Annotated in this window: 22 protein-coding genes; 19 read left to right on the top strand and 3 right to left on the bottom strand. The window is 69.2% G+C overall.

All coding sequences use genetic code 11. From position 1 onward, the window contains the following. Nucleotides 1–8 precede the first annotated feature (8 nt). The 12 genes from OG905_RS15415 (at nt 9) to OG905_RS15360 (ending at nt 11,260) form a co-directional block, all read left to right on the top strand. The gene (locus OG905_RS15415; RefSeq protein WP_328670023.1) at nt 9–947 is read left to right on the top strand and encodes a type II secretion system F family protein; all 939 of its coding nucleotides are present in this window, start codon (nt 9–11) and stop codon (nt 945–947) included. An 8-nt stretch (nt 948–955) separates the two neighbouring features. Further along, nucleotides 956–1,831 carry a DUF5936 domain-containing protein gene (locus OG905_RS15410; RefSeq protein ID WP_328670022.1) on the top strand — a complete coding sequence of 292 codons (876 nt, stop codon included), beginning with the start codon at nt 956–958 and terminating at the stop codon, nt 1,829–1,831. Between the two features lie 70 nt (nt 1,832–1,901). Then, the gene (locus tag OG905_RS15405) at nt 1,902–3,248 is read left to right on the top strand and encodes a sensor histidine kinase (protein WP_328682360.1); all 1,347 of its coding nucleotides are present in this window, start codon (nt 1,902–1,904) and stop codon (nt 3,246–3,248) included. Between the two features lie 14 nt (nt 3,249–3,262). Next, nucleotides 3,263–4,342 (top strand): response regulator transcription factor, encoded by a 1,080-nt coding sequence (locus OG905_RS15400; protein WP_328670021.1) that lies wholly within the window; start codon nt 3,263–3,265, stop codon nt 4,340–4,342. A gap of 233 nt (nt 4,343–4,575) precedes the next feature. Beyond that, nucleotides 4,576–4,821, top strand: coding sequence for a hypothetical protein (locus tag OG905_RS15395; RefSeq protein WP_266486991.1), 246 nt, complete (start codon nt 4,576–4,578; stop codon nt 4,819–4,821). 8 nt (nt 4,822–4,829) lie between these two features. Further along, nucleotides 4,830–5,402 carry a pilus assembly protein TadG-related protein gene (locus OG905_RS15390; protein ID WP_328670020.1) on the top strand — a complete coding sequence of 191 codons (573 nt, stop codon included), beginning with the start codon at nt 4,830–4,832 and terminating at the stop codon, nt 5,400–5,402. A 31-nt stretch (nt 5,403–5,433) separates the two neighbouring features. Next, on the top strand, nt 5,434–6,048 hold the full coding sequence (locus OG905_RS15385; RefSeq protein WP_328670019.1) for a hypothetical protein: 615 nt from the start codon (nt 5,434–5,436) through the stop codon (nt 6,046–6,048). 3 nt (nt 6,049–6,051) lie between these two features. Continuing rightward, nucleotides 6,052–6,678 (top strand): OmpA family protein, encoded by a 627-nt coding sequence (locus OG905_RS15380; RefSeq protein WP_328670018.1) that lies wholly within the window; start codon nt 6,052–6,054, stop codon nt 6,676–6,678. Nucleotides 6,679–6,835: 157 nt separating this feature from the next. Beyond that, entirely contained in the window at nt 6,836–8,503 is a 1,668-nt protein-coding gene (locus tag OG905_RS15375) for a polymorphic toxin-type HINT domain-containing protein (RefSeq protein ID WP_328670017.1), read from the top strand. Next, on the top strand, nt 8,500–9,390 hold the full coding sequence (locus OG905_RS15370; RefSeq protein WP_328670016.1) for a hypothetical protein: 891 nt from the start codon (nt 8,500–8,502) through the stop codon (nt 9,388–9,390). Before OG905_RS15375 ends, OG905_RS15370 begins: the two co-directional genes overlap by 4 nt. Beyond that, nucleotides 9,348–10,412 carry a phosphotransferase gene (locus OG905_RS15365; RefSeq protein WP_443043949.1) on the top strand — a complete coding sequence of 355 codons (1,065 nt, stop codon included), beginning with the start codon at nt 9,348–9,350 and terminating at the stop codon, nt 10,410–10,412. Before OG905_RS15370 ends, OG905_RS15365 begins: the two co-directional genes overlap by 43 nt. A 95-nt stretch (nt 10,413–10,507) precedes the next feature. Next, entirely contained in the window at nt 10,508–11,260 is a 753-nt protein-coding gene (locus OG905_RS15360; protein ID WP_328670014.1) for a hypothetical protein, read from the top strand. Here the strand turns inward: OG905_RS15360 and OG905_RS15355 are convergent. Further along, nucleotides 11,253–11,612, bottom strand: a complete 360-nt coding sequence (locus OG905_RS15355) for a DUF192 domain-containing protein (protein WP_328670013.1) — start codon at nt 11,610–11,612, stop codon at nt 11,253–11,255. The two genes, OG905_RS15360 and OG905_RS15355, sit on opposite strands and share 8 nt — an antisense overlap. Before the next feature lie 106 nt (nt 11,613–11,718). Here OG905_RS15355 and OG905_RS15350 point away from each other — a divergent pair, with 106 nt between their 5' ends. Both OG905_RS15350 and OG905_RS15345 read left to right on the top strand, forming a co-directional pair. Further along, nucleotides 11,719–12,507, top strand: coding sequence for an A24 family peptidase (locus OG905_RS15350; protein ID WP_328670012.1), 789 nt, complete (start codon nt 11,719–11,721; stop codon nt 12,505–12,507). Between the two features lie 58 nt (nt 12,508–12,565). Further along, nucleotides 12,566–12,961: a cupin domain-containing protein gene (locus tag OG905_RS15345; RefSeq protein WP_328670011.1), complete on the top strand. Its 396-nt coding sequence runs from the start codon at nt 12,566–12,568 to the stop codon at nt 12,959–12,961. A gap of 27 nt (nt 12,962–12,988) precedes the next feature. Here the strand turns inward: OG905_RS15345 and OG905_RS15340 are convergent, their stop codons facing one another. Next, a complete protein-coding gene (locus tag OG905_RS15340; RefSeq protein WP_328670010.1) occupies nt 12,989–14,143 on the bottom strand; it encodes a winged helix DNA-binding domain-containing protein in 1,155 nt (384 codons plus the stop codon). Between the two features lie 440 nt (nt 14,144–14,583). After that, on the bottom strand, nt 14,584–15,621 hold the full coding sequence (gene mgrA / locus OG905_RS15335) for an L-glyceraldehyde 3-phosphate reductase (protein WP_328670009.1): 1,038 nt from the start codon (nt 15,619–15,621) through the stop codon (nt 14,584–14,586). A 208-nt stretch (nt 15,622–15,829) separates the two neighbouring features. On the opposite strand from mgrA, the gene OG905_RS15330 reads away from it, so the two are divergent. The 5 genes from OG905_RS15330 (at nt 15,830) to OG905_RS15310 (ending at nt 24,386) form a co-directional block, all read left to right on the top strand. Further along, on the top strand, nt 15,830–16,591 hold the full coding sequence (locus OG905_RS15330) for an isoprenyl transferase (RefSeq protein WP_328670008.1): 762 nt from the start codon (nt 15,830–15,832) through the stop codon (nt 16,589–16,591). A gap of 296 nt (nt 16,592–16,887) precedes the next feature. Then, nucleotides 16,888–18,210 carry a PhoH family protein gene (locus OG905_RS15325; RefSeq protein WP_328670007.1) on the top strand — a complete coding sequence of 441 codons (1,323 nt, stop codon included), beginning with the start codon at nt 16,888–16,890 and terminating at the stop codon, nt 18,208–18,210. A 406-nt stretch (nt 18,211–18,616) separates the two neighbouring features. Then, a complete protein-coding gene (locus OG905_RS15320) occupies nt 18,617–19,309 on the top strand; it encodes a transglycosylase SLT domain-containing protein (protein ID WP_328670006.1) in 693 nt (230 codons plus the stop codon). A 118-nt stretch (nt 19,310–19,427) separates the two neighbouring features. Then, nucleotides 19,428–20,777 carry an AI-2E family transporter gene (locus OG905_RS15315; RefSeq protein WP_328670005.1) on the top strand — a complete coding sequence of 450 codons (1,350 nt, stop codon included), beginning with the start codon at nt 19,428–19,430 and terminating at the stop codon, nt 20,775–20,777. A 246-nt stretch (nt 20,778–21,023) separates the two neighbouring features. Then, a complete protein-coding gene (locus OG905_RS15310) occupies nt 21,024–24,386 on the top strand; it encodes an outer membrane protein assembly factor BamB family protein (RefSeq protein ID WP_328670004.1) in 3,363 nt (1,120 codons plus the stop codon). Nucleotides 24,387–24,394: the final 8 nt, after the last annotated feature.

Genomic DNA, 24,394 nt, shown 5'->3' with positions numbered 1-24,394 from the left:
GCCAGGAAATGAATCGACTGGATCAGCTGACGATCGGCGCCACCCTGCTCTTCAGCGCGCTCCTGATCGCGGGCGTCCATACGTACGCCTCGGGCAAGGCCCAGCGCGCGGCGCTCGAGCATCGCCTGTCATCGACGCAGCAGATCACCACTCCCGGGCGGCGACGGCGCTTCAGGGGCGTCGACCGCAGACTCAAGCAGACGCGCTTCGGCAAGAAGATCGAGCAACGTCTCGCGGCCACCGGTCTCGATCTCACGCCTGGTGAGTTCTTCGTCTACATGGTCGCTGCCGTTGCCGGCTTCTGGCTCCTCGCCAGCTCGGTACTCGCCACCTTCTTCGGCCCGATCGCGGGAGTGATCGCGCTCTGGTCCGCGTTCGCGTTCCTCAACTGGCAGCGCCAGAAGCGCATCGAGAAATTCATCAACCAGCTGCCCGAACTCTCCCGCATCATCGCGAACGCCACCCAGGCCGGACTGGCCCTGCGGATGGCGATCAGCCTGGCCGCCGAGGAGCTGGAAGAGCCGGCGGGAGACGAACTGGCCAAGGTCGCCAACGCCCTCGCCCTCGGGCATTCGATCGACGACGCTCTCGGCGAGCTGGCGGACCGGCTGCCCTCCCGCGAACTGGTCGTCCTCGTCACCACCCTCGTCCTGTCGAACCGCTCCGGCGGCGCCATCGTCAGCTCCCTGCGCAACCTCACGGAGACGCTGGAAGAGCGCAAGGAGACCCGCCGCGAGGTCAGAACCCAGCTGTCGCAGGTGACGCTGACCGCGTACATCGTCCCCGGGATGGGCCTGGCGATGCTGATGCTCATGGACAGCGTGTGGGACGGCGCACTGGACAAGATCACCGGAAACACCCTGGGGCAGGCGGTCGTCCTGATCGCCCTCGGGCTCTACCTCGTCGGCTTCTTCCTCGTCCGCCGACTGGCCAAGATCGAAGTCTGAGGGGGGTCATGGAACTGCTGCTCGCACTCGCCGCCGGACTGTCCGTCACCGGCATGTTCTACGGGATCAGGCTCTACCGCGCCGACGCCAAACTGCCCTCGGACCTGGCACTCGCCCTCGAAATGGGCTCCACCCGCACCAGCGCCGTGGGAAGCGGCATCGACCGCCTCGGCATGCGCTACGCGCCCGCGGTGCTGCGCATGATGGGCGCCAAACGAGTCAACAAGCTGCGCATACGACTCGACATGGCGGGCAACCCCGGTGGCCTGACCGTGGACCGCTACGCAGCCCGCCGCGCGGTCTACGGCTTCATCGGCGCGCTCGGGGCATTCGCCCTGCTCATCAACGCGCACCCCGTCCTCGCCCTGCTGTTCGTGGCGTTCGGCATCTGGTGGGCGGAGGTGGGGATCTGGGCGGCCACCCGCGCGCGCAAGGCCGCCATCGAACGAACGCTGCCGGACTTCCTCGACGTGCTGGCGGTCGTCGTCTCCGCGGGCCTCGGCTTCCGCCAGGCCCTCGACCGGGTGGCGGAGCGCTACCGGGGCCCCTGGGCCGACGAGCTCAAGATCACGCTCCGCCAGATGGACATGGGGATGAGCCGCCGCGACGCCTTCGAGCAGCTGCGCAAGCGCAACGCGTCCGAGCAGGTCGCCCAGTTCGTCACCGCCCTGCAGCAGGGCGAGGAACTCGGTGCGCCCATCGTCGACACCCTGATAGCCATCGCCAACGACATGCGCCGCACGGACGCCCAGAATGCCCGCCGCCGGGCATCCAAAGCCGTCCCTCAGGCAACGGGCATCGTGACCATGCTCATGGTCCCGGCCACCATCCTGCTCATCGGGGCAGGCATGTTCCTCGGCTCGGGCATGAGCCTCGGCGGATGAGCAGGGGATCCCGGGGAAGGGGGAGAGTTCCATGGCACTGCACCAGCTGTCGACCGGACCGGCCGGCGCCATGACGGCGCACGGCCTGCTCGGCGTCGCCTCCGGCGATGTCGTTCCCGCCGAGCCCGCGCTCAGGATCCAGCTGAGCGCGCTCCAGGCCATGTGCCGCCAGGTCTTCGGATTCCGGCTGGCGATGATCGCACTGGCCACCCCCTTCGCCGTCGTGGGTGCGGCATCCGGCTGGCCGACCGTCCTCGTCGGCATCGCGATCCTGGCCACCTTCATGGGCTCGTACGTACTCTTCCGCGACTGGGAGCGCTTCGGCCCGCTGCTGCTGCGGCATCCCTGGCTGTTAGGCATCGACGCCTTCTTCGGCGCGCTGCTGCTGATCACCGCCACCCCGGCCAGCCCCCTGAGCTACGTCACCATCTGTACGCCGCTGCTGGCCGGCCTGGTCTACGGATGGCGAGGCGCCGGCGTCTTCGCCGCACTGACCATCCTGATCATCTTCGCCGCGTACGCCGCCAATACCGAGCTCCAGGTCTCCATCGCCGGGTCCACACTTCTGCCCGGCCTGTGTGCCGTGCTGGGTGCCGTCGGGGTCAGCCTGCGCCAGCTGATGCTCCGCTTCGGTACGGCGACGCAGGCACTCAGCGACGTACGCTCGCGGCTCGCGGTGACCGAGGCCGTCCAAGGTGAACGTGCCCGTCTGGCACGTGAGATGCACGACTCCGTCGCCAAGACCCTGCACGGTGTGGCGATGGCCGCGGACGGTCTGGCCTCCTCCGCCGACCGTATGGACCCACTCACCGTCAAGCACCAGGCCGAAGTGGTCGCCAGATCCGCCCGCCGTGCGGCCGCCGAATCCCGTGAACTGCTCTCCGACCTGCGCCGCCAGAGCGATATCGAAGCCGCAGGCGTCGACGTGGTCGCGGAACTCGCCGCCCGCACCGACGACTTCGCCCGGCGGACCGGGATGCGGGCCACCTTGCGCACCCACGGCGAACTGCCCGTACCCGAAGTCCCGCACGCCGTCGCGCGGCACTTACTGACCATCGTGTCCGAGTCGATGGAGAACGCCCACCGCCATGCCCGCCCCACCTGCATCGACGTGTCCGTGGGAGTCGTCGACAGAGCGCTGCGCATCAGCGTCTGCGACGACGGGTGCGGCCTGCCGCCGGGCACGTCGCTCGACGACCTCAGAAAGGCGGGCCACTTCGGACTCGTCGGCATGGTCGAGCGTGCTGCCGGAATCGGCGCCCGTATCCGCATTGGACGCGGACGGGCGACCAAGGGAACCGAAGTCCGCCTCGAAATCCCCGTCAACGCCTTGCTGCCCAGTGGCCTGCCCGCCGCCGTACACCCGCCGCTCACCGCACCAGCCAGTCCCCAGCCGCATCAGTTCCCCACACACTGAAAGGAGGCCGCACCATGCCGGACGATTCGTCGTACACATCAGGACAGCACCTGCCGGCGTCGCACGTGTCCCAGCACACGTCTTCGCACAGCACGCCCATCCGCTCCGAGCACACACCCGCCCAGGTACCGCTTCCCCCGCCGGCCGCGGCAGCCGGAGGGTTCCCCGCCCTCCCCGCTCCGGTGACGCCGACACCGCTTCGGGTCGTGGTCGCCGACGACAACCCCGTCGTACGGGCCGGGCTCCATGCGCTGCTCTCCGGCCGCGAGGACATCGCGGTCGTCGCTGAGGCAGCAGACGGACGCGAGGCCTATGAGGCCGCCCAGCAACACCGTCCTGACGTCGTTCTGCTCGATGTCAGGATGCCGGGCGTCGACGGCATCTCCGCGCTTCCGCATCTGGTGCGGATCGCCCCGGTGCTGATGCTGACGTACAGCCGAGAGAGCGAGATCGTGCACGAGGCGCTGCGCCTGGGCGCGGGCGGCTACCTGGTCCACGGAGAGTTCGCCGCGGACCAACTCGTCGACGCGGTACGGGACATCAGGCAGGGCCGGGCCCACTTCACGGCCACCGCCGCCAACGCCCTGCTCGCCCATCTGCGGGGCGAGCGCCCGCCGGCCGGGCCTCAGCAGCTTCCCGAGGGGCTGGGGCATCAGGGTGCGACTGCACATGGTTCTGCATCGCAAACCGATCCGTGCCAGACGTCCAACTTCGGGCACCAAGGCGGCTCCTATGTATCAAACCCATTGCAGCCGCTGCATGACGCTTCGCGTATGCAACCAGATGTGGGACAGTCCTTGGAGGCGCGGCAGGCGGCAGCTCCACGGGGGCCGACTCGACGCGCGGGGTCCAGGACGGAGTTCGGCCTTAGCTCGCGGGAGGTGGAGGTGATGGATCTGATCGCGTCGGGCATGACCAATCAGCAGATCGCCGCGACCTGCTTCATCAGCGAGAAGACGGTCAAGAACCACATCAACCGCATCTTCGCCAAGTTGCACAGCACCAGCCGGAGCGAAGCCATCGCGGTATGGCTCGGCACGGCACATGGCCACAGCGGTGGCGGCATGCCGAGGGGGGCGGCCGGCCATGGCTGACGGTACGGCGATGTGCGGTGCGGGCCGCCGGGCCCACAGTCGGAACGGACAGGCCCATCCCTCTCTTTGGGCCTTGGATTGGGCCCTGGGACCCTCTGCGGGGACCACCCGTCCGTCGTACGTTTCTCGCGTCGAAAGCGGCACCGGCCAGGAGGAAGCCGGTTACGCGGAAGGCACACAAGAGACGTGCGAACCGGCCGGTGTGCGGCCGGCCGGACCCGGAGGGGAACATCATGTCGAAGGACATCGCGCTCAAGGCGGCGGTTGCGACGCAGCTTCGTGTGAGCGGCTGGAAGAACACGGCGATCGAGCGGATGAACCGCAGGGCCGACAAGGGGCAGACCTCGGTCGAGTACATCGGCATGCTGGTGGCGGTCATCGCGATCATCGCGATCGTGGTGACCATGAAGGGGGACATCGGCAAGGAGATCGGCAACAAGATCAAGGACGTGATCGGCACCTCCGGCAAGTCGGGCTGATCGTCGGATTGCACACCAGGCAACGCGAGGCAGGGCAGGCTTTCCCCATCTACATCACGGTGGTGGCGGGCCTGCTCTTCCTCGCGTTTGCGTATTTCGTGGTCGGGGAGTCCGCCGACCAGCGAAATGGCGCCCAGGGTGCTGCCGACGCCGCCGCGCTGGCCGCAGCCCGGGATGCGCGGGATCAGATCGTCGAAGAACTGCTCGGGCCGAAGCTGCCCGACGACTGGGCGGACCTCATTCTCGGACGCGGGTTCGGTCCCGGCGCGGCGTGTCAAGCCGCCGATGAGTACGCGCAGAAGAATGACTCGGACAGGACCAGTTGCCAGCCGTACTACGGGGAGTACTGGGGTTTCACGGTCGGAGTCGAAACAAAGAAAACCATCGGTGATTCGGTGATCCCGGGTACGGCGGACGAGAAGGGCGAGGCAAAGGCCAGAGGCGTTGTCGTGCCGAAATGTTCGCTCAGTGGAGCGAAGCTGGATTGCGACGGCCTGGGTTCGTTGATCGATCCGGACGACCTCGGTAGCGTGCCGGACCTGGCTGATCTCTTCACCGTCCGTCTGATCGACCCGAACTGACCGAGTGACAACTAGCAGAGGAATCGCAGTGATGAGCATGCGGCAGATCTCAGGGGCGCGCAGGGCGGCGGCGGCCGTCACCGCCGCGGTGGCGCTGACCTTCACGCTGGCCGCGTGCGGCAGCGACGGTGACAAACCCGATAAGAGCTCAAATGCCGGCCAGTCGTCGACTCCTGACAACGGGGGTGCGGCCGATCAGGGTGACAAAGGGAATCCCGGAAGCGCGAACCCAGGACCGGACAAGGTCCTGACGACGCTCAAGGGCGAGGACGGGATGGAGCTGGACATCACCGCCGCCGTCCGCGACTCCGGCGGGTTTGTGACGGTCCAGGGGAACATGCGGAACACCACGGACAACGACTTCAACCACACATCCGACTGGTCCGGTTCCGAACTCGACGTCAATACTGCGGTCGGCGGTGGCTCAGTGGCCGGCGCCACCCTGGTGGATGCCAAGGAGAAGAAGCGCTACTACGTCCTGCGTGACACGGAAAACCGGCCGCTGGTCACCACAGTCAGCAGCGTCAAGGCCAAGTCGTCGACTCCGGTCTTCATGCAGTTCCCGGCGCCGCCCGAGACCGTGAACCAGGTGACGTTCTCGCTGCCTACCTTCCAGTCTGCGACGCTCCGGCTCGGAAGCGAGTGAGGCATGCGAACCAGTACCGGATTCGTGCGTGGCAGGGCCGTAATCATCGGCTCCATTGCCCTTGCTCTGATTGTTGTTGCCGTTCCGTCGGCAGGAGCCGACGACGGACCGCGCCCCAAAGCGACCTCCGTGTACGAGGGGAAGATCGACGTCAGCGACCCGGACCTCAAGATGGTCGACGGTGCCACGCTCGCCGCTGCCAAGGTTCTGGAGATCAAGCAGGTCGTCGGCGACGAGGCGGGCAATGAGCAGCGCGAGGACTCGAATTCCGAGGTCAAGTTCAGCCTGCAGGCCGAGGTCCTCTTCGGCAAGGACAGCGCAAAGCTGAGCAGCGATGCAGACGCCCGTATCAAGGCGATTGCCGAGGAGATCAAGAAGCAGAACGCCAAGAAGGTACGGGTGTTCGGCTTCACGGACGACCTGGGCTCGGCCGAGCACGGTGATGTGCTGTCCAGGCAGCGCGCCGCCGCGGTGCACGGTGTGCTCTCGCAGGAACTCGCGGCCGTAGGCATCAGCTACGAGATCCGGGGATACGGCGAACAGTTCCCGATCGCCGAGAACAACTCCGAGGAGAACCGCCGGAAGAACCGGCGTGTGGAGGTCTCCTTCCCGCGAGGCACTGCCTCCTAGACTCCGGGGACGGGGAGCGATTCTCGGTACGAAGCTCAGTGGGCTCCGCCGCAATCACCTTGCAGCGGGGCCCACTTCATGTGCCGGGCAGTAGTGAGCCCGACTTTGGGTCCTGGGGCCCACGACTGAGCATGCACCGCGCCTTAGCGTCGTGTGCATGTCGCGTATGGGGGTAGTGCGTCAGCTTCGCCGGCGGATGCGTGCGCTGTTGCCGCGCACCGATGCCAGGGCACTCGGGCTGCGGAAGTCGCAGTCGGGGCAGACCGCGGTGGAGTACATCGGTCTGGTCGTGGTGGTGATCGCCATCATTGGCGCGCTGGTGGCGACCGGTGGTGTGCCCGAGGTGGGGAAGACCATCGGGAACAAGATCTGCCAGGCGGTCGGCGGCAGTTGTGGCGTTGGTGGCGGCGGTGATCCCCAGGCGGGCGACGACCCGGCCGCCGACGATCAGCCACCATCCGATGACGGAACCGACGGGTCCGACGACGATCCCGGCGCCGGCCAGAAGCCCCAGTCCCAGATCGACTACGAAAAGGCCCTCAAAGAGCTCCAGGACGCCCAGACCGCCGAGAAGTCCGATCAGGACAAGGCCATCGAGGCCGCCAAGGAGCTCGCGAAGATTCTTGCCGATGAGCTCGGGATCACCGATGCGCTCGACTGCATCACCAAGGGCGACATGGGCGCCTGCACCGAGACGCTCGTCAATGTGCTGCTCAGCCTGATCGGCGGCGCCGTCGGGAAGCTTGCCGCGAAGTACGGGGCGCCCTGGAAGTGGAAGAAAGCCGTCGAGCTTGTCAGAAAGCTCAAGAAGCACGGCGGGGAGCTGTACGACGCGCTCACGGGTCTCATCAAGAACCGCAAGCGCGTCAAGGATGCCGAGAAGGCGCTCGAGGACGCGCGGAAGAAGTGGGACCCCGAGAAGCGGAAGAAGCCCGACAAGCCGACCTGTCCTGCCGGCCACAGTTTCCTTCCCGGCACTCGGGTTCTGCTTGCGGGCGGGGTCAGGGTTCCGATCGAGTCGGTGCGCGTGGGGGACCGGGTGGTTGCGACCGATCCGGTCAAGGGGGTCACCGCGTTGCGGCGGGTCACGGACACCTTCACGACGTACGACGACAAGCACTTCACCCGGCTGAGCACGCCGGCGGGTACGGTCACCGCCACCGACACGCACCCGTTCTGGCTCGTGGACGAGCGGCGGTGGGCGGACGCGGGCGAGATCGTGGCCGGGGACGAGCTGAGGGGGCCGGGCGGGAGTTCGCTGAGGGTCGGGGCGGTTTCCCGGTACGCCGTGCGGCAGACGACGTACGACCTGGCGGTCGCCGGTATCCATGCCTACTACGTGGGCATCGGGTCCTCGTACGCCCTCGTGCACAACAACAACCCCTGCAAGGAGTGGGACGCGGATCCGAGCGTCAAGGGCCCCGCTGCCGGGAAGAAGCTCAAGCCGCCGCATCCGCGTCACACCGTCGCCGGGGCCAGGAACGGCATGGTGAAGGAGAAGAACACGGTCATCCTCAAGGGGCGCGAGGCCGAGATCGAAGGCGATATCCAGGGCATCGCCGAGGGCAAGGCGAAACTTGTCGACAACGGCAGTGCGTATGAGATCAACGGCCGCAAATACGGCGTCGAGGAGAACGGGCGGACCTTCCCGATCTCCGGCAACGGGCTCGTCGAGCTGAACCGGAACGAATACGCGGCTCTCAAGGAGATTGCCAAAGCGGGTGGGCGAACGGACGTGCCTGCGTTGACTCGGAACCCGCGGTTCGCGAACAATCCAGGTGCCGTGGAGAAAGCCAAGAAGATCTACGACGGGACGTACCCGTGACGGGTGACCTGTTCACCGTGGGCCTGCTCGAGCCCGACGTGCTCGTCGCCGTGCTCGCCGGAGCCGTCGGCGTCGCACCCGCCGAAGTCGATGTGGCCGACGCGGACGCGGACCCGGAGGCGAGGAGCTGGGACGCCCCCGTGCTCTGCGCCTACACCCGGCTGCCCGCCGGGGGGCTCGGCCTCCTGCTCGACGTGTATGTCGCCGACGGGACGGACGGGACCCTCGACGAGGCCGAGCTGGCGCGCCGGTTCGCGGCGCGGGCCGGGACGACGGTGCTCTACCCGGCCGAAGCCTTCCCGCCGAGCGCGTACTGGGCGGTGACCGCCGACGGGCTGGTGACGCGGGCCAGGCTCTACGAACCGGACGAGAACGAGGACCCGTATGTCGTCGACGCCGTCGAGGCGCCGGTGCCGGATCTGCCGGAAGTCCAGGTGACCCTGCTGCCGGAGATCCTGCGCGAGGAACGCATCGACCTCCCGGTGACCGATGCCTTCAATGCCGCCGTCCCGGACAGTTCGGCGGGCAGCGAGGCCGACGCGGCCCGCATCGGGCTGGTGACGTGGGAGCGGCTGGTGCGGAGGCTGGAGCGGGACTGGGCGCCGTCGGGGCGCTACCGTCCGGATCTGTACGAGGAGGACCTGGCCGAGCGTGACGAGCTGGAGGTCCTGGAACCGAGGCTTCCGGAGGCGTATGTGCAGCCCTTGCGGACGGCCCTCGGGCAGCTCGACGCCCTCTTCCGTACGTATACGGTTCCGATGGCCGACGCCGACGAGGCGCAGTGGTGGCGGGGCAGGCGGCCCCGGCACGTCCCCTGGGAGGACGACGCGGAAACGGCCGCGGAATGGGACGCGGAAAGGGACGCCGCAACGGGGGATCAGATGTGAGAGTGCCTTTCGGCGCCCGGCTTCGTGACGAACTGGGTGTGCCGCGGCGCGCCCGGCTGCTGGAGAGCAGCCCGCGGTCCGCGGTGTGGCGCGTCGAGCTCGACGGGGGCACGGCCGTCGTCAAGCAGCTCGTCGCCGGTCAGGGCGCCGATGAGCGCTACGCGCGCGAGGTGGCCGCGCTGCGGCTCGCTTCACCGGTCCAACCGCCCGTTGTGCCCAGCCTGTGGGGTACGGACTGTGCCGAGCGCGTACTGGTGCTGGAGTACGTGGAGCACAGGCAGCCGCGCGCGGGATGGGAGGTCCGGTACGCGGCAGCGCTCGCCCGGCTGCATGCGGCGGGCGCGGACGGGGGCGGCGCGGAGCTCCCGCCGTGGGCAGGGCCCGACGCGAAGGACATCGTGTCGTTTCTGGGACTCGCCGACGCGCTCGGGGTCCCGCTCCCGGACGGGGTCCAGGACGAACTGGCCCAACTCCTCGACAGACTGGCCGCATTGGACGGGCCGCGCGCCCTGCTGCACGGCGACCCGTGCCCGGGCAACGACCTGCACACCGAGGACGGCATTCGCTTCATCGACTTCGAGCAGGCATGCCTCGGCAATGCGCTGATGGAACTGGCGTATCTGCGGATCGGCTTCCCCACCTGCTGGTGCGTGACCGCCGCCCACGAACCGCTGCTCGCACAGGCCGAGTCGGCCTACCGCACGACCTGGCGGGAAGCGACCGGTACTGATGTCGAGGGTGAGCTCGCCGACGCCTGTGCGGGGTGGCTGATCCGGGGCGACGCGCTGGTTCAGCGCGCGGAGCGCGGGACAGTCGACCAGTTGGCCCGGGTCATGGACGGGGACTGGGAGTGGGGGACGGTGAGCGCGCGGGAGCGGCTGGTGCACCGGCTGGGGGTGGTGGCCGGGATGAGCGGCGGCACAGAAGCCCTGGGCGGCCTCGGGCGGCTCGGCGCGGACATGCGGCGGGCCATGCTCGACCGCTGGCCCGGACTCCGAGGCGCGCCGAGCCGAAGGCCTTAGCGGCAGGCCTTTGGGTCCGTGGGCCCATGCGGCGGCGCGGACACCGCTGTTAGCGTGCGGCGACCGGACCCCGACATCGGACGAGGTGGGCACGGATGACGCAGCGGCGCACGGCGGTGGCGGCAGCAGCGCTTGCCCTTGCCGTGGGGCTCACGGCCGGCTGCGGCGGCGAGGACGACACTGCCGGAAAACCGCAGCAGCCGAAGAAGGAGACCGCCGCCGCGAGGCCCGCCACCCAGGACCCGACTCCGGAAGCACCCGCGTCGCCGTCCCCCGCCACTGCCCAAAAGGACCTCTCCAAGGCCGAGTTGGAGCAGGCCATCCTCGCCAAGGGCGATGTCCCGGGCTTCGACGTCGGCTCCCTGGGCGCCCCGCCGTCCCAGGGTGAGAGCGCCGACAAGCCCGAGTGTGCCCCGCTCACCGCCGTCATCAACGGCAAGCCGGAACCCCTCGCCCAGGCCTCGGCCTATCGTCAGCTCACCGGCGCCAAGGACGACCGGCCCGCAGTCTCCGAGTTCCTCACCGCCCACGGGGCGCAGGGCGCGGCGACAGTGCTCAGCCGGTTGCGTACCGCCGTCGAGGCCTGCAAGGGCGGCTTCGCGGCGAGCGGCGGCGAGGGCCCTTCGACGTACAGGAGCGTGAAGGCGCTGCCCGTCGCCAAGGTGGGCGACGACGCGTTCGCCTATCAGGTCACCGGTGACTTCGAGGGCGATCCCGTGCCCCTGGTCTTCCAGGTCGTACGTTGCGGCGGCACGCTCGCGACGTACTACACCGCGAACTTGGAGGGCCCGGCGACCCCGCGGATCCCGCGCGTCCTGCTCACCGCCCAGGTGGCGAAGCTCAGTTGATCGTCACCAGCACGCCCGGGACCAGGCCCCATCCCGCCATCGCCCCGGCCTCCGCCTCCAGCACATGCCGTGCCCGAAGGCGCGGCAGACCGAGCCGTCCCGGCTTCATGGTGTGGACGTGGACGACCCTCAACTCCTTGTCCAGGTAGGCCACATCGATGGTGAAGCGCATCCGGAAGGTGTGCACGCTGTTGCACGGTGTCAGCAGGATCGCGCCCGCGATCCCGTCCCGCCCCAGCAGCCCGCGCCGCCGCGGCCCGTAGGTCGCCGCGATCTCCACCGGGACACTGCTCTCGTGCCCGGCCACGGTCAACGTCCCTGTGCCGCCCAGCCATTGACGCCGTCCACTCATGGACGTAGACCGTAGCGCCCGGCACACCCCCTGTGGGCCCCGGACCGGCAGGAGTGGGCCCCAGGGCCCATGACCGGCCCGCCCATCCCGGCCTACGCTCGCTGCCGTGTACGCCACGCTGATCGCCGTCGCCGCCCTGTGGGGCGCGGGCGCCGGGCTGCTCCTGCCGCGCGCCGCCTACCGGCTCTCCGTCGAGCCGGAGGAGGCGTGGCGCGACGCCTGCGCCGAGGGGCACCCGTTCACCGGGCCCGCGCGGGGGTGGATCGGCGGGGCGCGATGTGTAGCTTGCGCCACGGCCGTTCCGGCCCGTACGGCACAAGGCACAGCGCAAGCACAAGGCGTGCCCGCACCCCGCCCCCAGCCGCTCGTTCCGCTCACCACCGCCCTCGTGTGCGCGGCCCTCGCCGCCGCCACCGGGCCCCGCCCCGAACTGGCCGTCTGGCTGCTGCTCACGCCCTTTGCCGTACTACTGGCCCTCGTCGACCGAGCCGTCCACCGCCTGCCCGACCAGCTGACCCTCCCGCTCGCCGTCGCGGCCGCGGCCCTCCTCGGGCTCGCCGCGCTGCTCCCCGGCGACGGCGGCTCCTGGCCCACGGCGCTGTTCGGCGGGCTCGTCCTCGGTGCCGCCTACTTCGTGCTCTTCCTGATCCACCCGAACGGCATGGGCTTCGGCGACGTCAAGCTCGCCCTCTCGCTCGGCGTCGTTCTCGGCTGGTACGGCTGGGCGATCCTCTTCGCCGGAGCCTTCGCGGGCTTTCTGCTGGGTTCGCTGTACGGGCTCGGGCTGATGGCCCTGCGCCGCGCGAGCCGCAAGACCGCGATCCCCTTCGGGCCGTTCATGACCGTGGGCGCGCTGGCCGGAGTACTGCTCGGAGCCCTGGCGGCGCTGCCGTAGAACCGGGTCCCCGTATACGTACAAGACAACGCGGCCTTCGCCGGGCAGTATCGGCCGTATGGACTACAAGCCGGTCAATCTCACCGAAGCCCTGGCCTCCTTCGACGAGGTCTACAGCCCTCGCATCGTCGCCCGTATGAACGACTACGACGTACGGATCGCCCACACCGCCGGAGAGCACGTCTGGCACGTCCACGAGGACACCGACGAGTTCTTCCTCGTACTCGACGGGCGCTTCGACATCGCCCTGCGTGCCGCCGACGGCACCGAGTCCACCGTCGAGCTCCGCCAGGGCGACACCTTCGTCGTACCGAAGGGCACCGAGCACAAGCCCTCGTCGCCCGGCGGCTCGATCCTTATGTTCGAGCCCTCCGGTACGAGGACGACGGGCGACCGGCACGAGGGCGAGATCCCGGGGCATGTCGACAGCACCACCGGACACACCCTGTCGTGACAGCGCTGCCAAGCCCGACCCGGTGCCTCAGGCATGAGGGCCGACCGTGACCCTGCCCACCGTCAACTCGGCCCGCCCCTGAAGGATTTCGCCCACCCGCTCGGCCTGCTGCTCCAGCTCCCGGCGGCGCTCGGCGGTCTTGAGCGCATTCCCGACCGGTTCCACCGTCACGGCGATCCGCCGCCCGGACCGGCGCTGGTGCCAGACGCCGGCGACGGTCCCGTCGACGAGCACCACCGGGAAGTTCCCGGCCTGCCCGCCGGCCAGCGCCCGCTCGTAGGCGACACCGGGGAAGAGCAGCTCGCGCGGCTGCGAGGCGATCGTGTACGCGTCGAAGTACGGCAGCAGCCGCACGCCCCGGGCACGCTCGTCCGGAAACCCGGTATCGCCCGAGGCCACCCACGCCGGGCTGCCCTCGAACACGACCTCCTCGATCCGTCCCTTGTCCGCGAGTGAGGTGAACAGGCCGTCGGCCCAGGCCTTCGGCGCGGCCAGCCACTTCGCGAAGTGCGTCGGCGTCGCGGGCCCGTAGGCACGCAGATAGCGGTCCACGAGGGCGGCCGAGGCGGCAGGCCCGTCCATGGGGGCGACGCACGGGCTGGTGTAGGTCGCCTTGCGGCCGCGGTTGGGCGCGAAGCGGAGCACCCCGCGGTGCGCGGCCCTGTGCATGACCTGACGCCAGCGCGGCCACTTGTCCTGGAAGGCGTCCATCACCCGGTCGCCGGCCCAGGAGCCGGTGCGCGCGACGATCGCCTCGGTCAGCTCGTCGATCGTCAGCTCGGCGCCGGCGAGTGCGTCCCCGATGGCCGCGACGACCTGCTCGGTCTGCTCGGCCGTCATCCGTACATCCGCGGGCATCGGGCTCGGACCGGCCGGGATCGCGGACAGCGCCCCGGTCCACAGCGGAAGATCGGCCGCGGCCAGCAGATGAACGGTGCCGCGGGGCCCGTACGTCTTCACCAGGCTGCCCTCGCTCCACAGCGCCTCGCGCACATCGGCCCGGGTCGCGCCGCCGTCCAGCCGCAGCGCGAGCGACAGCTCGGCGGCGGACAGCACCTGGGCATGCGCTCCGAGCATGGCGGCGGCGATCCCCGCCGGAGAGCTCTTGGCGGGAGCAGCCAGTCCCTGTCGCTCCAGGCGCCGGGCGCCTGCCTCGCTCCACGTCACTCTGTGTGTCGTCATGCGGACGACTCTAGGAGCCATATAGGTCAGCTTCTGTCCTCCTTACCCCACCGATGCGGACCACAGCTGCGGTCTCGATGCCGCCGTGGACGTCGTCGGCAGAAAGTGGAAGCCCTCATCTGGGGCAGATCCTCGCCAGCAAAGCCAAGGAGCGGGCTGTCTGACGGGACGTAGGACCTGCGGCGTCAACGGCGCGCCCGCGGCCGGGTCCCTCTTGGGGGCTACGGCTCCGGGGCGGGCGCGGGGCCCGCAGGCCGCCGCTTCCGGGCCCGGGCCTGGGGCGCCCCACCGTGTCCGCATATCCGGAGCGTGGTTACGGCATGGCGTGGCACTCGGCACCGCTTACGAAGGGTTATGGTGGAAACCCCCCCTCGGGCCGGTCCGTATCCCCCCCACGGACCGGCCCGTTTTATGTTCCTCTCCGCCTTCCCGGCGCTCCCTCAGCTCCGTCCGGCCCAGATATTGGTGCCCGCGGTGTCCACGGCGAAGGTGTCGATCTCCTTCAACTCCTCGGCGCTCAGCGGTGGTCCGGCCGGCGCCGCGACGTTCTCCTCCAGCTGCTGCACGCTGGAGGCGCCGATCAGCGCCGACGTCATCCGCGGATCCCGCAGCACCCAGGACAGCGCCAGCTGGGCGAGCGACTGACCGCGTGACGCGGCGATGTCGTTCAGGCCGCGCAGCCGCCGGGTGACCTCGTCGGAGAGCAGGTTCGGGTCCAGGGACTTGCCCTGCGTGGCCCGCGAGCCCGCCGGGATGCCCTTCAGGTACTTGTCGGTAAGCAGCCCCTGGGCGAGCGGTACGAAGGAGATGCAGCCCATGCCCGCGTTCTCCAGCGTGTCGAGCAGGCCGTCGTCCTCGATCCAGCGGTTGATCATGGAGTACGAAGGCTGGTGGATGAGGGCCGGGACGCCCATGTCCTTCAGCAGGCCGGCCGCCTCGGCGGTCTGCTCCGCGTTGTACGAGGACACGCCCACGTACGTCGCCTTGCCCTGCTGCACGGCGGAGGCCAGCGCGCCCATCGTCTCCTCGAGCGGAGTGTCCGGGTCGAAACGGTGCGAGTAGAAGATGTCGACGTAGTCCAGACCGGTCCGCTTCAGGGAGGCGTCGAGGGAGGACAGCAGATACTTCCGCGAACCCCACTCGCCGTAGGGTCCGGGGTGCATCAGATAGCCCGCTTTGGTCGAAATGACCAGTTCATCGCGATATGCAGAGAAATCCTGTGCGAAGATCTTTCCGAAGTTCAGCTCGGCCGAACCGGGCGGCGGCCCGTAGTTGTTCGCCAGGTCGAAATGCGTCACACCCAGGTCGAAGGCGCGGCGCAGAATCGCACGCTGCGAGTCCAGGGAACGGTCGTCGCCGAAGTTGTGCCAAAGACCGAGGGAGATCGCGGGGAGCTTGAGCCCGGAGCGGCCACTGCGCCGGTACTCCATCGACTCGTAGCGGTCCGCGGAGGCTCGGTAGAAAGGGGAATCAGTCACGCATCCCTCCTTATCACGGACTTGTGACAGACCAGGTTGGGCCGCCGTGGCCCGTGCGCAGTACTGTGGCGGCTTCGGGGACTGCCGCACACGGGGGTCAGGGACTGTGCTGCATCTCCCGGGGTCTGAGACATCAGCGGCCGGCGCCGCGGAGCCCCCGGACCCGACAAAGGGCCGGTGCGCCCGACAGAACCGAGAGGTGAACTCAGTGAACTTGCGCGACCTGGTGTACGGGCTCTACGCACGCCGGGTGGAAGGCCGCCTCGACCACGCCCAGGTGCCCAAGCACATCGGCGTCATCCTCGACGGCAACCGTCGCTGGGCCAAGGCGTCCGGCGGTACCGCCGCGCAGGGCCACAAGGCCGGGGCCGACAAGATCTCCGAGTTCCTCGGCTGGTGCCACGAGACCGATGTCGAGGTCGTCACGCTGTGGATGCTGTCCACGGACAACTTCGACCGGCCCGAGGACGAGTTGATCCCGCTGCTCGGCATCATCGAGGACACGGTCCGCGACCTGGCCGCCGACGGCCGCTGGCGCGTCCACCACGTGGGCACGCTCGACCTGCTGCCCGCCCGCACCCAGTCCGTACTGAAGGAAGCCGAGCAGGCGACCGTAGGCATCGACGGCATACTCGTGAACGTCGCCGTCGGCTACGGAGGCCGCCAGGAGATCGCGGACGCCGTCCGCTCCCTGCTGCTGGAGCACGCCAGCAAGGGCACGAGCTTCGAGGAGCTCGCCGAGATCGTCGACGTCGAGCACATCTCCGAGCACCTCTACACCCGCGGCCAGCCCGACCCCGACCTGGTCATCCGCACCAGCGGCGAGCAGCGTCTGTCCGGATTCATGCTCTGGCAGAGCGCCCACTCCGAGTACTACTTCTGCGAAGTCTTCTGGCCGGCCTTCCGCAAGGTCGACTTCCTGCGCGCGCTGCGCGACTACGCGGCGCGTCACCGCCGCTACGGCTCCTGACGGGATTCCCGCGGCTCACGTACACCCGGGTGAGTGCTGTTACCCCCTGTTCATCCATGCGCCGTCATATGCCATGGCATGGCTGCGCGTGTTCGAGGGAATATCCCTTCCAGAGTGAGTGGCATGGAGTCCGCTCACCCGGGAGGCCCTTTGCACCAGGACGACCGTGCAGCACCTGCACGGACGACGGGGAGGGCCGGTGTTCGGCCCGCGCATCGGCGCCCGAGCCCGGCCCCATCCCCCCGCGACGCCGTCGCAGTCGCACCCCGACCTGATCCGAGGGGGTACGTCCTTCCGTGGTGACCAGCACAAAGCGCCGCATGCCCGACAGGCGCACCTATGTTCTCGACACCAGCGTCCTGCTGGCCGACCCGAACGCTCTGACCCGCTTCGACGAGCATGAAGTCGTGCTCCCGATCGTGGTCATCACAGAGCTGGAGGCCAAGAGGCACCATCCGGAGCTCGGTTACTTCGCCCGCCAGGCGCTGCGCCTGCTGGACGACTACCGGATCCGGTACGGACGCCTCGACGCCCCCATCCCCATGGGCGACCTCGGAGGCACGCTCCGTGTCGAGCTCAACCACTCCGATCCCGGCGTCCTTCCGGCCGGCTTCCGATTGGGGGACAACGACTCACGGATCCTGGCGGTAGCACGCAACCTCCAGGCCGAGGGGTACGACGTCACGGTCGTCTCCAAGGATCTGCCCCTGCGTATCAAGGCCTCGTCCGTCGGCCTGCTCGCCGAGGAGTACCGCGCCGAGCTCGCCATCACCGACTCCGGCTGGACCGGTATGGCGGAACTGCCGCTGTCCGCCGAACAGGTGGACCTGCTGTACGGAGAGGAGACGCTGTACGTCCCCGAGGCGGCCGAATTGCCCGTCCATACGGGCCTCGTCCTGCAGTCCGAGCGGGGCAAGGCGCTGGGCCGGGTCTCGGCCGAGGGCAATGTGCAGCTGGTGCGCGGCGACCGGGAGGCCTTCGGCATCCACGGCCGCAGCGCCGAGCAGCGCATCGCACTCGATCTGCTCCTCGACCCGGACGTCGGCATCGTCTCGCTGGGCGGCCGGGCCGGCACCGGAAAGTCGGCGCTGGCCCTGTGCGCGGGTCTCGAGGCGGTCCTGGAGCGCAGGCAGCATCAGAAGGTGATGGTCTTCCGGCCGTTGTACGCCGTGGGCGGGCAGGAGCTCGGCTATCTGCCCGGCACCGAGGCCGAGAAGATGAGCCCCTGGGCGCAGGCCGTCTTCGACACGCTCTCGGCCGTGGCGGGCCGAGAAATCATCGAGGAGGTGCTGGGGCGGGGCATGCTCGAGGTCCTGCCGCTCACGCACATCCGGGGCCGCTCGCTGCACGACGCGTTCGTCATCGTCGACGAGGCCCAGTCCCTGGAACGGAACGTCCTGCTGACTGTTCTGTCCCGTATCGGGGCCAATTCCCGGGTTGTTCTCACGCATGACGTGGCACAACGGGACAATCTGCGCGTAGGCCGATATGACGGAGTAGTCGCCGTCGTCGAGAAGTTGAAGGGCCATCCGCTCTTCGCGCATGTCACTCTCACCCGCTCCGAGCGCTCCCAGATTGCCGCGCTTGTGACCGAAATGCTGGAGGACCGCCAGATCTAGTACGGAATGCAAGCGGTTGGGGCAGTACGGCAGTTGGCGCCGCCCGGCAAAGCGCAAGAGCGTAGCCGGGCGGCGTCGTGCTGTCCGCCGGTTTCCGTAAAACCCCTGGCCCAAACGGCATGTGACCTTTCACACGTAACGAAGAATTGCCTTGCGGCGTCGGCTTCCGGCAGAGTCTTGCTTCCGTCAGGCCCCGCATACGGCACACCAGTACCACCAGGTGCACCGCACCACACAACTCAAGATCTGCCGTCGTATGCCGCCCGCGAGCATCATGCGGCTTCTCCCGGAGGGGAGTTGCCCACCGGGCCAGCGCCTCCCGTGACCCAAGCAAGGGGAGGCCAGCGTCAGGGGCACGATTGCGCCCGCGAGGTCACCTAAGCGGGAGCTGCTGGAAGGAAACCGTGTGAGCCGGATCTCGGTCCGGGGATTCGCGGTGGCATCTGCCACTGCGGTCACCACCGTCGGCGCCGTCGTGGGCGTTGCGTCGGGCAATGTCCAGCCCTCGGGCGACAACCTCGAGGCAACGGCAGCCGACGCGACTCTCCTCGCAGACATACCCGTGGGCCAGCAGGCCCAGATTCAGGTCTCGTCCCTGACGCAGCAGGCCGACGCACAGGCCGCTGCCGCCGACGCGGCCGCGCAGAAGTCTGCCGAGGAAGCCGCCCGCATCCAGGCTGCCAAGACCGCCAAGGCGAAGAAGGAAGCCGCCGAGGAGAAGGCGGAGCGCGAGGCCGAGGCGAAGGCCGAGCGTGCCAGCCGCGACTCCGTACGCGACGCGTCGAGCTTCTCCGCGAAGAGCTCCTACTCGGTGTCCGAGGTCCAGGCAATCGCTCGGCAGATGATCCCCGGTGACCAGTTCCAGTGCTTCAGCAACATCGTGGACCACGAGTCCAGCTGGAACTACCAGGCGCAGAACGCCTCTTCCGGCGCCTACGGTCTCGTCCAGGCACTGCCCGGCTCGAAGATGTCCTCGGCCGGCGACGACTGGCAGACCAACCCGGCAACCCAGATCAAGTGGGGCCTGAACTACATGAACGACCGCTACGGCAGCCCTTGTGGCGCGTGGTCGTTCTGGCAGGCCAACAACTGGTACTAGATGCGGCCGCCGCTCAACTTCGCGGAGCCCCTCACCGTCATACGGTGGGGGGCTTCGTGCGTGTACCGTCGGGTTCGAAAAAGCTCCGGGGGGAGTGGTGGGGGGAAGAGGGAAGATCATGTCAAGACTGCCAGGATGGCTTGCCGGTATGGGCGCCTCTCTGACCCGGATCGGCGAGCACCTGGAGGAGCGGCGCACCGAGGCGGCCAAGGACGACGTGCCCGATGTCGCCGTGGCTGACGTTGTCGTGCCCGATGCCGCGCCGTCGGCTTCGGGAAGCGTCCCGCCGCCGCCCTCGTACGCCCCCGCCATAGCCGCGAGGCCCGATCCCGTCGCGGCCATCCCCTGGGGCATCCGCGTCGCAGCCGAGGCCGGCTGGCGGCTGCTCGTACTGGCAGGCACGCTCTGGGTGTTGATCCGCATCATCAGCGCGGTGCAACTGGTCGTCCTCGCCTTCGTCGCCGCGCTGCTCGTCACCGCGCTGCTCCAGCCCACCGTGGCCCGGCTGAAGAGACTGGGCCTGCCGCGCGGACTGGCCACCGCCGTCACCGCGATCGCAGGCTTCGTCGTCATGGGCCTGGTCGGCTGGTTCGTGGTCTGGCAGGTCATGGACAACCTCGACGATCTCTCCGACCGGGTCAGGGACGGTATCGAGGAGCTCAAGCGCTGGCTGCTCGACAGCCCCTTCCATGTCACCGAGCAGCAGATCAGCGACATAGCCAAGAACCTCAGCGACACCATCGGGACCAACACCGAGGAGATCACCTCGGCCGGTCTGCAGGGTGTGACGGTGATGGTGGAGATCCTCACCGGAATACTGCTGGCGATGTTCTCCACGCTCTTCCTGCTGTACGACGGCAAGCGCATCTGGCAGTGGGTGCTCAAGCTGGTCCCGGCGCAGGCCCGCGAGGGTGTCGCCGGAGCCGGTCCGCGGGCCTGGCGCACGCTGACCGCCTATGTGCGCGGCACGGTGATAGTGGCGCTGATCGACGCGATCTTCATCGGCTTCGGGATCTATTTCCTCGATGTCCCGATGGCCGTCCCACTGGCCGTGTTCATCTTCCTGTTCGCCTTCATCCCGCTCGTCGGCGCGGTCGTCTCGGGCGCGCTGGCGGTCGTCGTCGCGCTCGTCACCCAGGGCGTGTTCACCGCGCTGATGGTGCTGATCGTCGTGCTGGCCGTGCAGCAGATCGAAGGCCATGTGCTGCAGCCGTTCATCCTGGGCCGCGCGGTGCGGGTCCATCCTCTCGCCGTCGTCCTCGCCGTCGCGGCGGGCGGCCTGACCGCGGGCATCGGCGGCGCGGTGGTGGCGGTGCCGCTGGTGGCGGTGACCAACACGGTCGTCGGCTACCTGCGCGCGTACAGCAAGGAGCAGGCGCTGCGGGCCGCGCAGCCGCTGTACGGTGCCACGACGATCGAGCTCGCCCCTACTCCGGTGCCGGTCCCTCCGGGGGCGCAGGGGGAGTAGCCGCACGCGGCTTGAGTCTCCCCGTCGTCCAGGCCCGCTGCGATGAAGGGCCGCATGAGCTTGGTGAGTGCCCGGGCGTGGGGCCGTCTGCTGGTGGGGCCACGGTGATGACACCTCCTGTCCGGTGCGTAATGCGCAACTGACCGCACGAACGGTGAACCGTGCGCTGAACTCTTCCGAACAGCCTGGTGAAAGTCGTTCATTACTGACCGGAAACCGAACAGCGGCTGGCTAGCGTCCGCTGCCATGAAACACATACGCACAGCAGCCGGGCTCAGTCTCGCGCTGCTGTTCCTCGTGCTGGGCATCGGCGCCCAGCCCGCCATGGCGCACGTCTCCCGCGAGCATGCCGAACTCGTCGTCGCCACCGGTGAGAACGTCACCAGCGGCCGTCTGATCGTGCACCGCGATCTGATCTCCCCGCAGGCGGCCGGAGCCTGGGCATCCTCGACGCTGCAGGCCCGCTGCCCGGCCACCGGCTCGGGCGTGCCCGGCGACGACGGCGGGGTCCCCGGTGGTGTCGTCATCGAACTGGCGTGGAGCTGCCACATCGACGCGCTCGACCTGAGCGCGCTGATCGAGAACGGCGGACTGACCAAGGTCGTCGTCGAGTTCGACGGCACCGCGGTCGACGCCTCCGCCGCCACACCTCTCGTCGACGCCAAGGGCGCCCACGCCCTGCCGACGTTCCCCTGGCTCACCGTCGCCCTCGTGGTGGCGGCCGCTGCCCTGCTCGTCGTCGCCGTCCGGCGGCTCCCGTCCCTGGCGCGCGGGCTGCGCTCACGCCGTCACTTCCGGCTCGCGACCGCGGGAGCAGTCGCCCTGTCGTGCCTCGCGCCCCAGGCCGCGTTCGCCGATGACGCGGCACCGGCCACTGTCACCGTCGAGGGCACCGTCTTCAAGGACCTCAACGGCAACGGCCGGCGGGACGAGGGCGAGACGCCCATGCCCGGTGTCGATGTCACCGACGGCGCCGCGTGGACCACGACTCGCGCGGACGGCTCGTACACCCTGGACATCGATCCGGCCCGGCGCGAGACCGACCTCGTCAGCATCGTCTCGCCCGACGGGTACACCCCGGCCCTGCGCAAGGACTACGTCCCGCAGTTCTTCCACAAGGTCCCCGAGAGCGGCGGCAGCGGCATCGACTTCGCGCTCGTCCGGGACCGCAACGCCTCGAACCCCACCGAGACCTGGGTCATGAACTCCGACCCCGAGGTCGGCAACCGCACCGACGCCGAGGCGCGCACGGCACTGCCGCAGTGGACCGGCCAGGTGCAGGCCATGTCCGAGGTCGACGGCGCGACGATGCAGATCGCGACCGGCGACCTGACCGTCACGGACTACGCGGCGGAGCCGCGCAGGCAGGGCGCGTACGACCTGTTCAGCAAGGGCCTTGAGCAGGGGCGGCTCGGCCACCCCTTCTATCCCGTGATGGGCAACCACGACTTCGGCGGCACGGCCACGTCCCAGGGCTACGCGGGCAGCCTCGAGTACTACCGCCGCAACCTCGCCCCCGAGTGGTACAGCTTCGACCGCAACGGCCGCCACATCGTCGTACTCGAGGACAATTACGACGCGAGCGGGCTGGAGCCGCAGCTGGAATGGCTGCGCAGGGACCTGGCCCAGCACGCGGTCGGCAAGCAGGTGTTCGTCTTCGCGCACCGCTCGCTGTTCACCCAGTGGGGACCGGGCGCCGGCATGCAACCGACCGTCGACGAGCTGGCCAAGTACGACGTACGGTTGGTCGCCGCAGGTCACAACCAGCAGGCCGAGTTCCGGCGCGGAGCCTTCAAGCGGTCCGTGGAGATCAACAACCAGGGCACGTACGGAATCGACGGCGCCCACCCCGACTACAAGGTCCTCGACTTCAGCGCCATCACCGACGATCCGCGCACCTACCGCGACGAGGACACCGGTCATGTGACCGGCATCCACCGGCAGTTCGACATCGACGACGACTCCGCGCTGGTCAGCCCCGCGCAGGGCAGCGTCCACGGCGCAAACGCCTCGGTGCCTGTCGAGGTGTACGCGGAGGACGACGGCCGTACGCCCGCTCGTGCGACGCTGACCGTACGGGACAGCCGCGGCCATGTCGTCGAGCGTGCGAGCCTGCCCTTCGGCAGGGGAGCGGCGCGTCCGGGTATCGAGAACTGCTACACCCCGCCCGGCGGGGACCCGGAGCGCTGCCCCGACGCGCGCGGGGCGTGGACCCGGGCGAGCGGCAGCCTGCGCGGGCTCTGGCCCGGCACGTACACCGCCGAGACGGTCGTGTACGACACCCGGGGCACGGCGTTCTCCGCGCTTCCCGCGGCGAAGTCCACCTTCGAGGTCGTACGCGACTCCGAGCTGCCCCGGCCGGGCACCGGCCAGGACTGGCTGCGGCAGGGTGGCGACGAGGCGGGACGCTCGGCGAGCGGCGACGAGCCGGGGGACACGCTCGACCTCAAGTGGGCCCGGCACACGGGCGAGCAGTTCAACCTGAACGGCTCGGTGATCGCGGACGGCAGGCTGATCGTCTCGTCCCGTGCCTTCGACTCCCCGTACAGCATGATGCTCGCGTACGACATCAGGACCGGCCGCGAGATCTGGCGCACCTATCTGGACGGCGACGCCGAATCGGCGCCGACGCTCCACGACGGGCGGGTCTATCTGACGACCGGTGTCGGACGGATCTACGCGCTGGACGCCGAGGACGGGCACATCGCCTGGGAGTCGATCGACCGTGAGGAGCGGCACGGCGACACCGTGCGCCGTTACGGTCGCGCGGGCGGACCGGTCTCCGTGTTCCCGCTCGCGCGCAAGGACCGCACCGTCGCCGTCTACCAGGACGCGAACACGATCCGCTGCCGCGACGCCGAAACCGGCAAATTGCTGCCCGGCGGATTCGGGGCCGCGTTCTCCTGGGGCCAGGCCCACAGCACCGCGATCCGCGAACCCGGCTCCGACACCGCGTATCTGCACTCCATGTCGAGCAACACCGTCATCGCGATGGACCTCGCGAGCTGCAAGCAGCTGTGGGTCAAGGACACCGCGGGCGACATCGACAGCCACTCCTCGCCCGTGCTGACGCAGCCCGCGTCGGGCCCGGCGAAGCTGGTCACGTTCACGGCGTCCGGCGTCCGCGGGCACGACCCGCAGACGGGCGCGGTGACCTGGGAGTCCAAGGTGGGCGGCGCCAGCACCTGCGAGCCGGGCCGTGCTCCGCTCACCAGCCCCGCCGTGTGGGGCGACATCGCCTATGTCGCGGGCCGCGACGGTGTCGTACGCGCCTATGACACGAGCGCGGCCGACCCGTCGAAGCCGGTGTGGGAGACCAAGTCCGGCTACCTGGCGGGCGAGAGCCCGCTGGACGACAAGTGGCGCGTCGCCATGGGCTGTTCGGTGGGCGCCGGTTCGCCGACGATGCATCCGCTGGTCACAAAGTCCCTTGTGTACGTGGGGACGTGGGACGGGCGCCTGCTCGTCCTGGACCGGGGGAGCGGCAAGCAGCTCGCCGCGTACAACCTCGGCGCGGGAGTGGCTTCGGCGCTTGCCATCAGCGGTGACTGGGTCGTCGCCCTCACGGACGACGGCACGGTCCACGCGCTGGCCGCGCGCCGGGACTGAGAGGAAGC

The sequence above is a fragment of the Streptomyces sp. NBC_00322 genome (genome assembly GCF_036147535.1).
Taxonomy (GTDB): domain Bacteria; phylum Actinomycetota; class Actinomycetes; order Streptomycetales; family Streptomycetaceae; genus Streptomyces.
This window is presented reverse-complemented; position numbering and strand designations above follow the sequence as displayed.

Coding starts and splice junctions, on each gene's coding strand:
- OG905_RS15315 (WP_328670005.1), top strand. CDS start 19,428: ATGTCAAGACTGCCAGGATGGCTTGCCGGTATGGGCGCCTCTCTGACC.
- OG905_RS15400 (WP_328670021.1), top strand. CDS start 3,263: ATGCCGGACGATTCGTCGTACACATCAGGACAGCACCTGCCGGCGTCG.
- OG905_RS15375 (WP_328670017.1), top strand. CDS start 6,836: ATGTCGCGTATGGGGGTAGTGCGTCAGCTTCGCCGGCGGATGCGTGCG.
- OG905_RS15360 (WP_328670014.1), top strand. CDS start 10,508: ATGACGCAGCGGCGCACGGCGGTGGCGGCAGCAGCGCTTGCCCTTGCC.
- OG905_RS15310 (WP_328670004.1), top strand. CDS start 21,024: ATGAAACACATACGCACAGCAGCCGGGCTCAGTCTCGCGCTGCTGTTC.
- OG905_RS15345 (WP_328670011.1), top strand. CDS start 12,566: ATGGACTACAAGCCGGTCAATCTCACCGAAGCCCTGGCCTCCTTCGAC.
- OG905_RS15355 (WP_328670013.1), bottom strand. CDS start 11,612: ATGAGTGGACGGCGTCAATGGCTGGGCGGCACAGGGACGTTGACCGTG.
- OG905_RS15415 (WP_328670023.1), top strand. CDS start 9: ATGAATCGACTGGATCAGCTGACGATCGGCGCCACCCTGCTCTTCAGC.
- OG905_RS15410 (WP_328670022.1), top strand. CDS start 956: ATGGAACTGCTGCTCGCACTCGCCGCCGGACTGTCCGTCACCGGCATG.
- OG905_RS15405 (WP_328682360.1), top strand. CDS start 1,902: ATGACGGCGCACGGCCTGCTCGGCGTCGCCTCCGGCGATGTCGTTCCC.
- OG905_RS15340 (WP_328670010.1), bottom strand. CDS start 14,143: ATGACGACACACAGAGTGACGTGGAGCGAGGCAGGCGCCCGGCGCCTG.
- OG905_RS15365 (WP_443043949.1), top strand. CDS start 9,348: ATGGGACGCGGAAAGGGACGCCGCAACGGGGGATCAGATGTGAGAGTG.
- OG905_RS15380 (WP_328670018.1), top strand. CDS start 6,052: ATGCGAACCAGTACCGGATTCGTGCGTGGCAGGGCCGTAATCATCGGC.
- OG905_RS15385 (WP_328670019.1), top strand. CDS start 5,434: ATGAGCATGCGGCAGATCTCAGGGGCGCGCAGGGCGGCGGCGGCCGTC.
- OG905_RS15395 (WP_266486991.1), top strand. CDS start 4,576: ATGTCGAAGGACATCGCGCTCAAGGCGGCGGTTGCGACGCAGCTTCGT.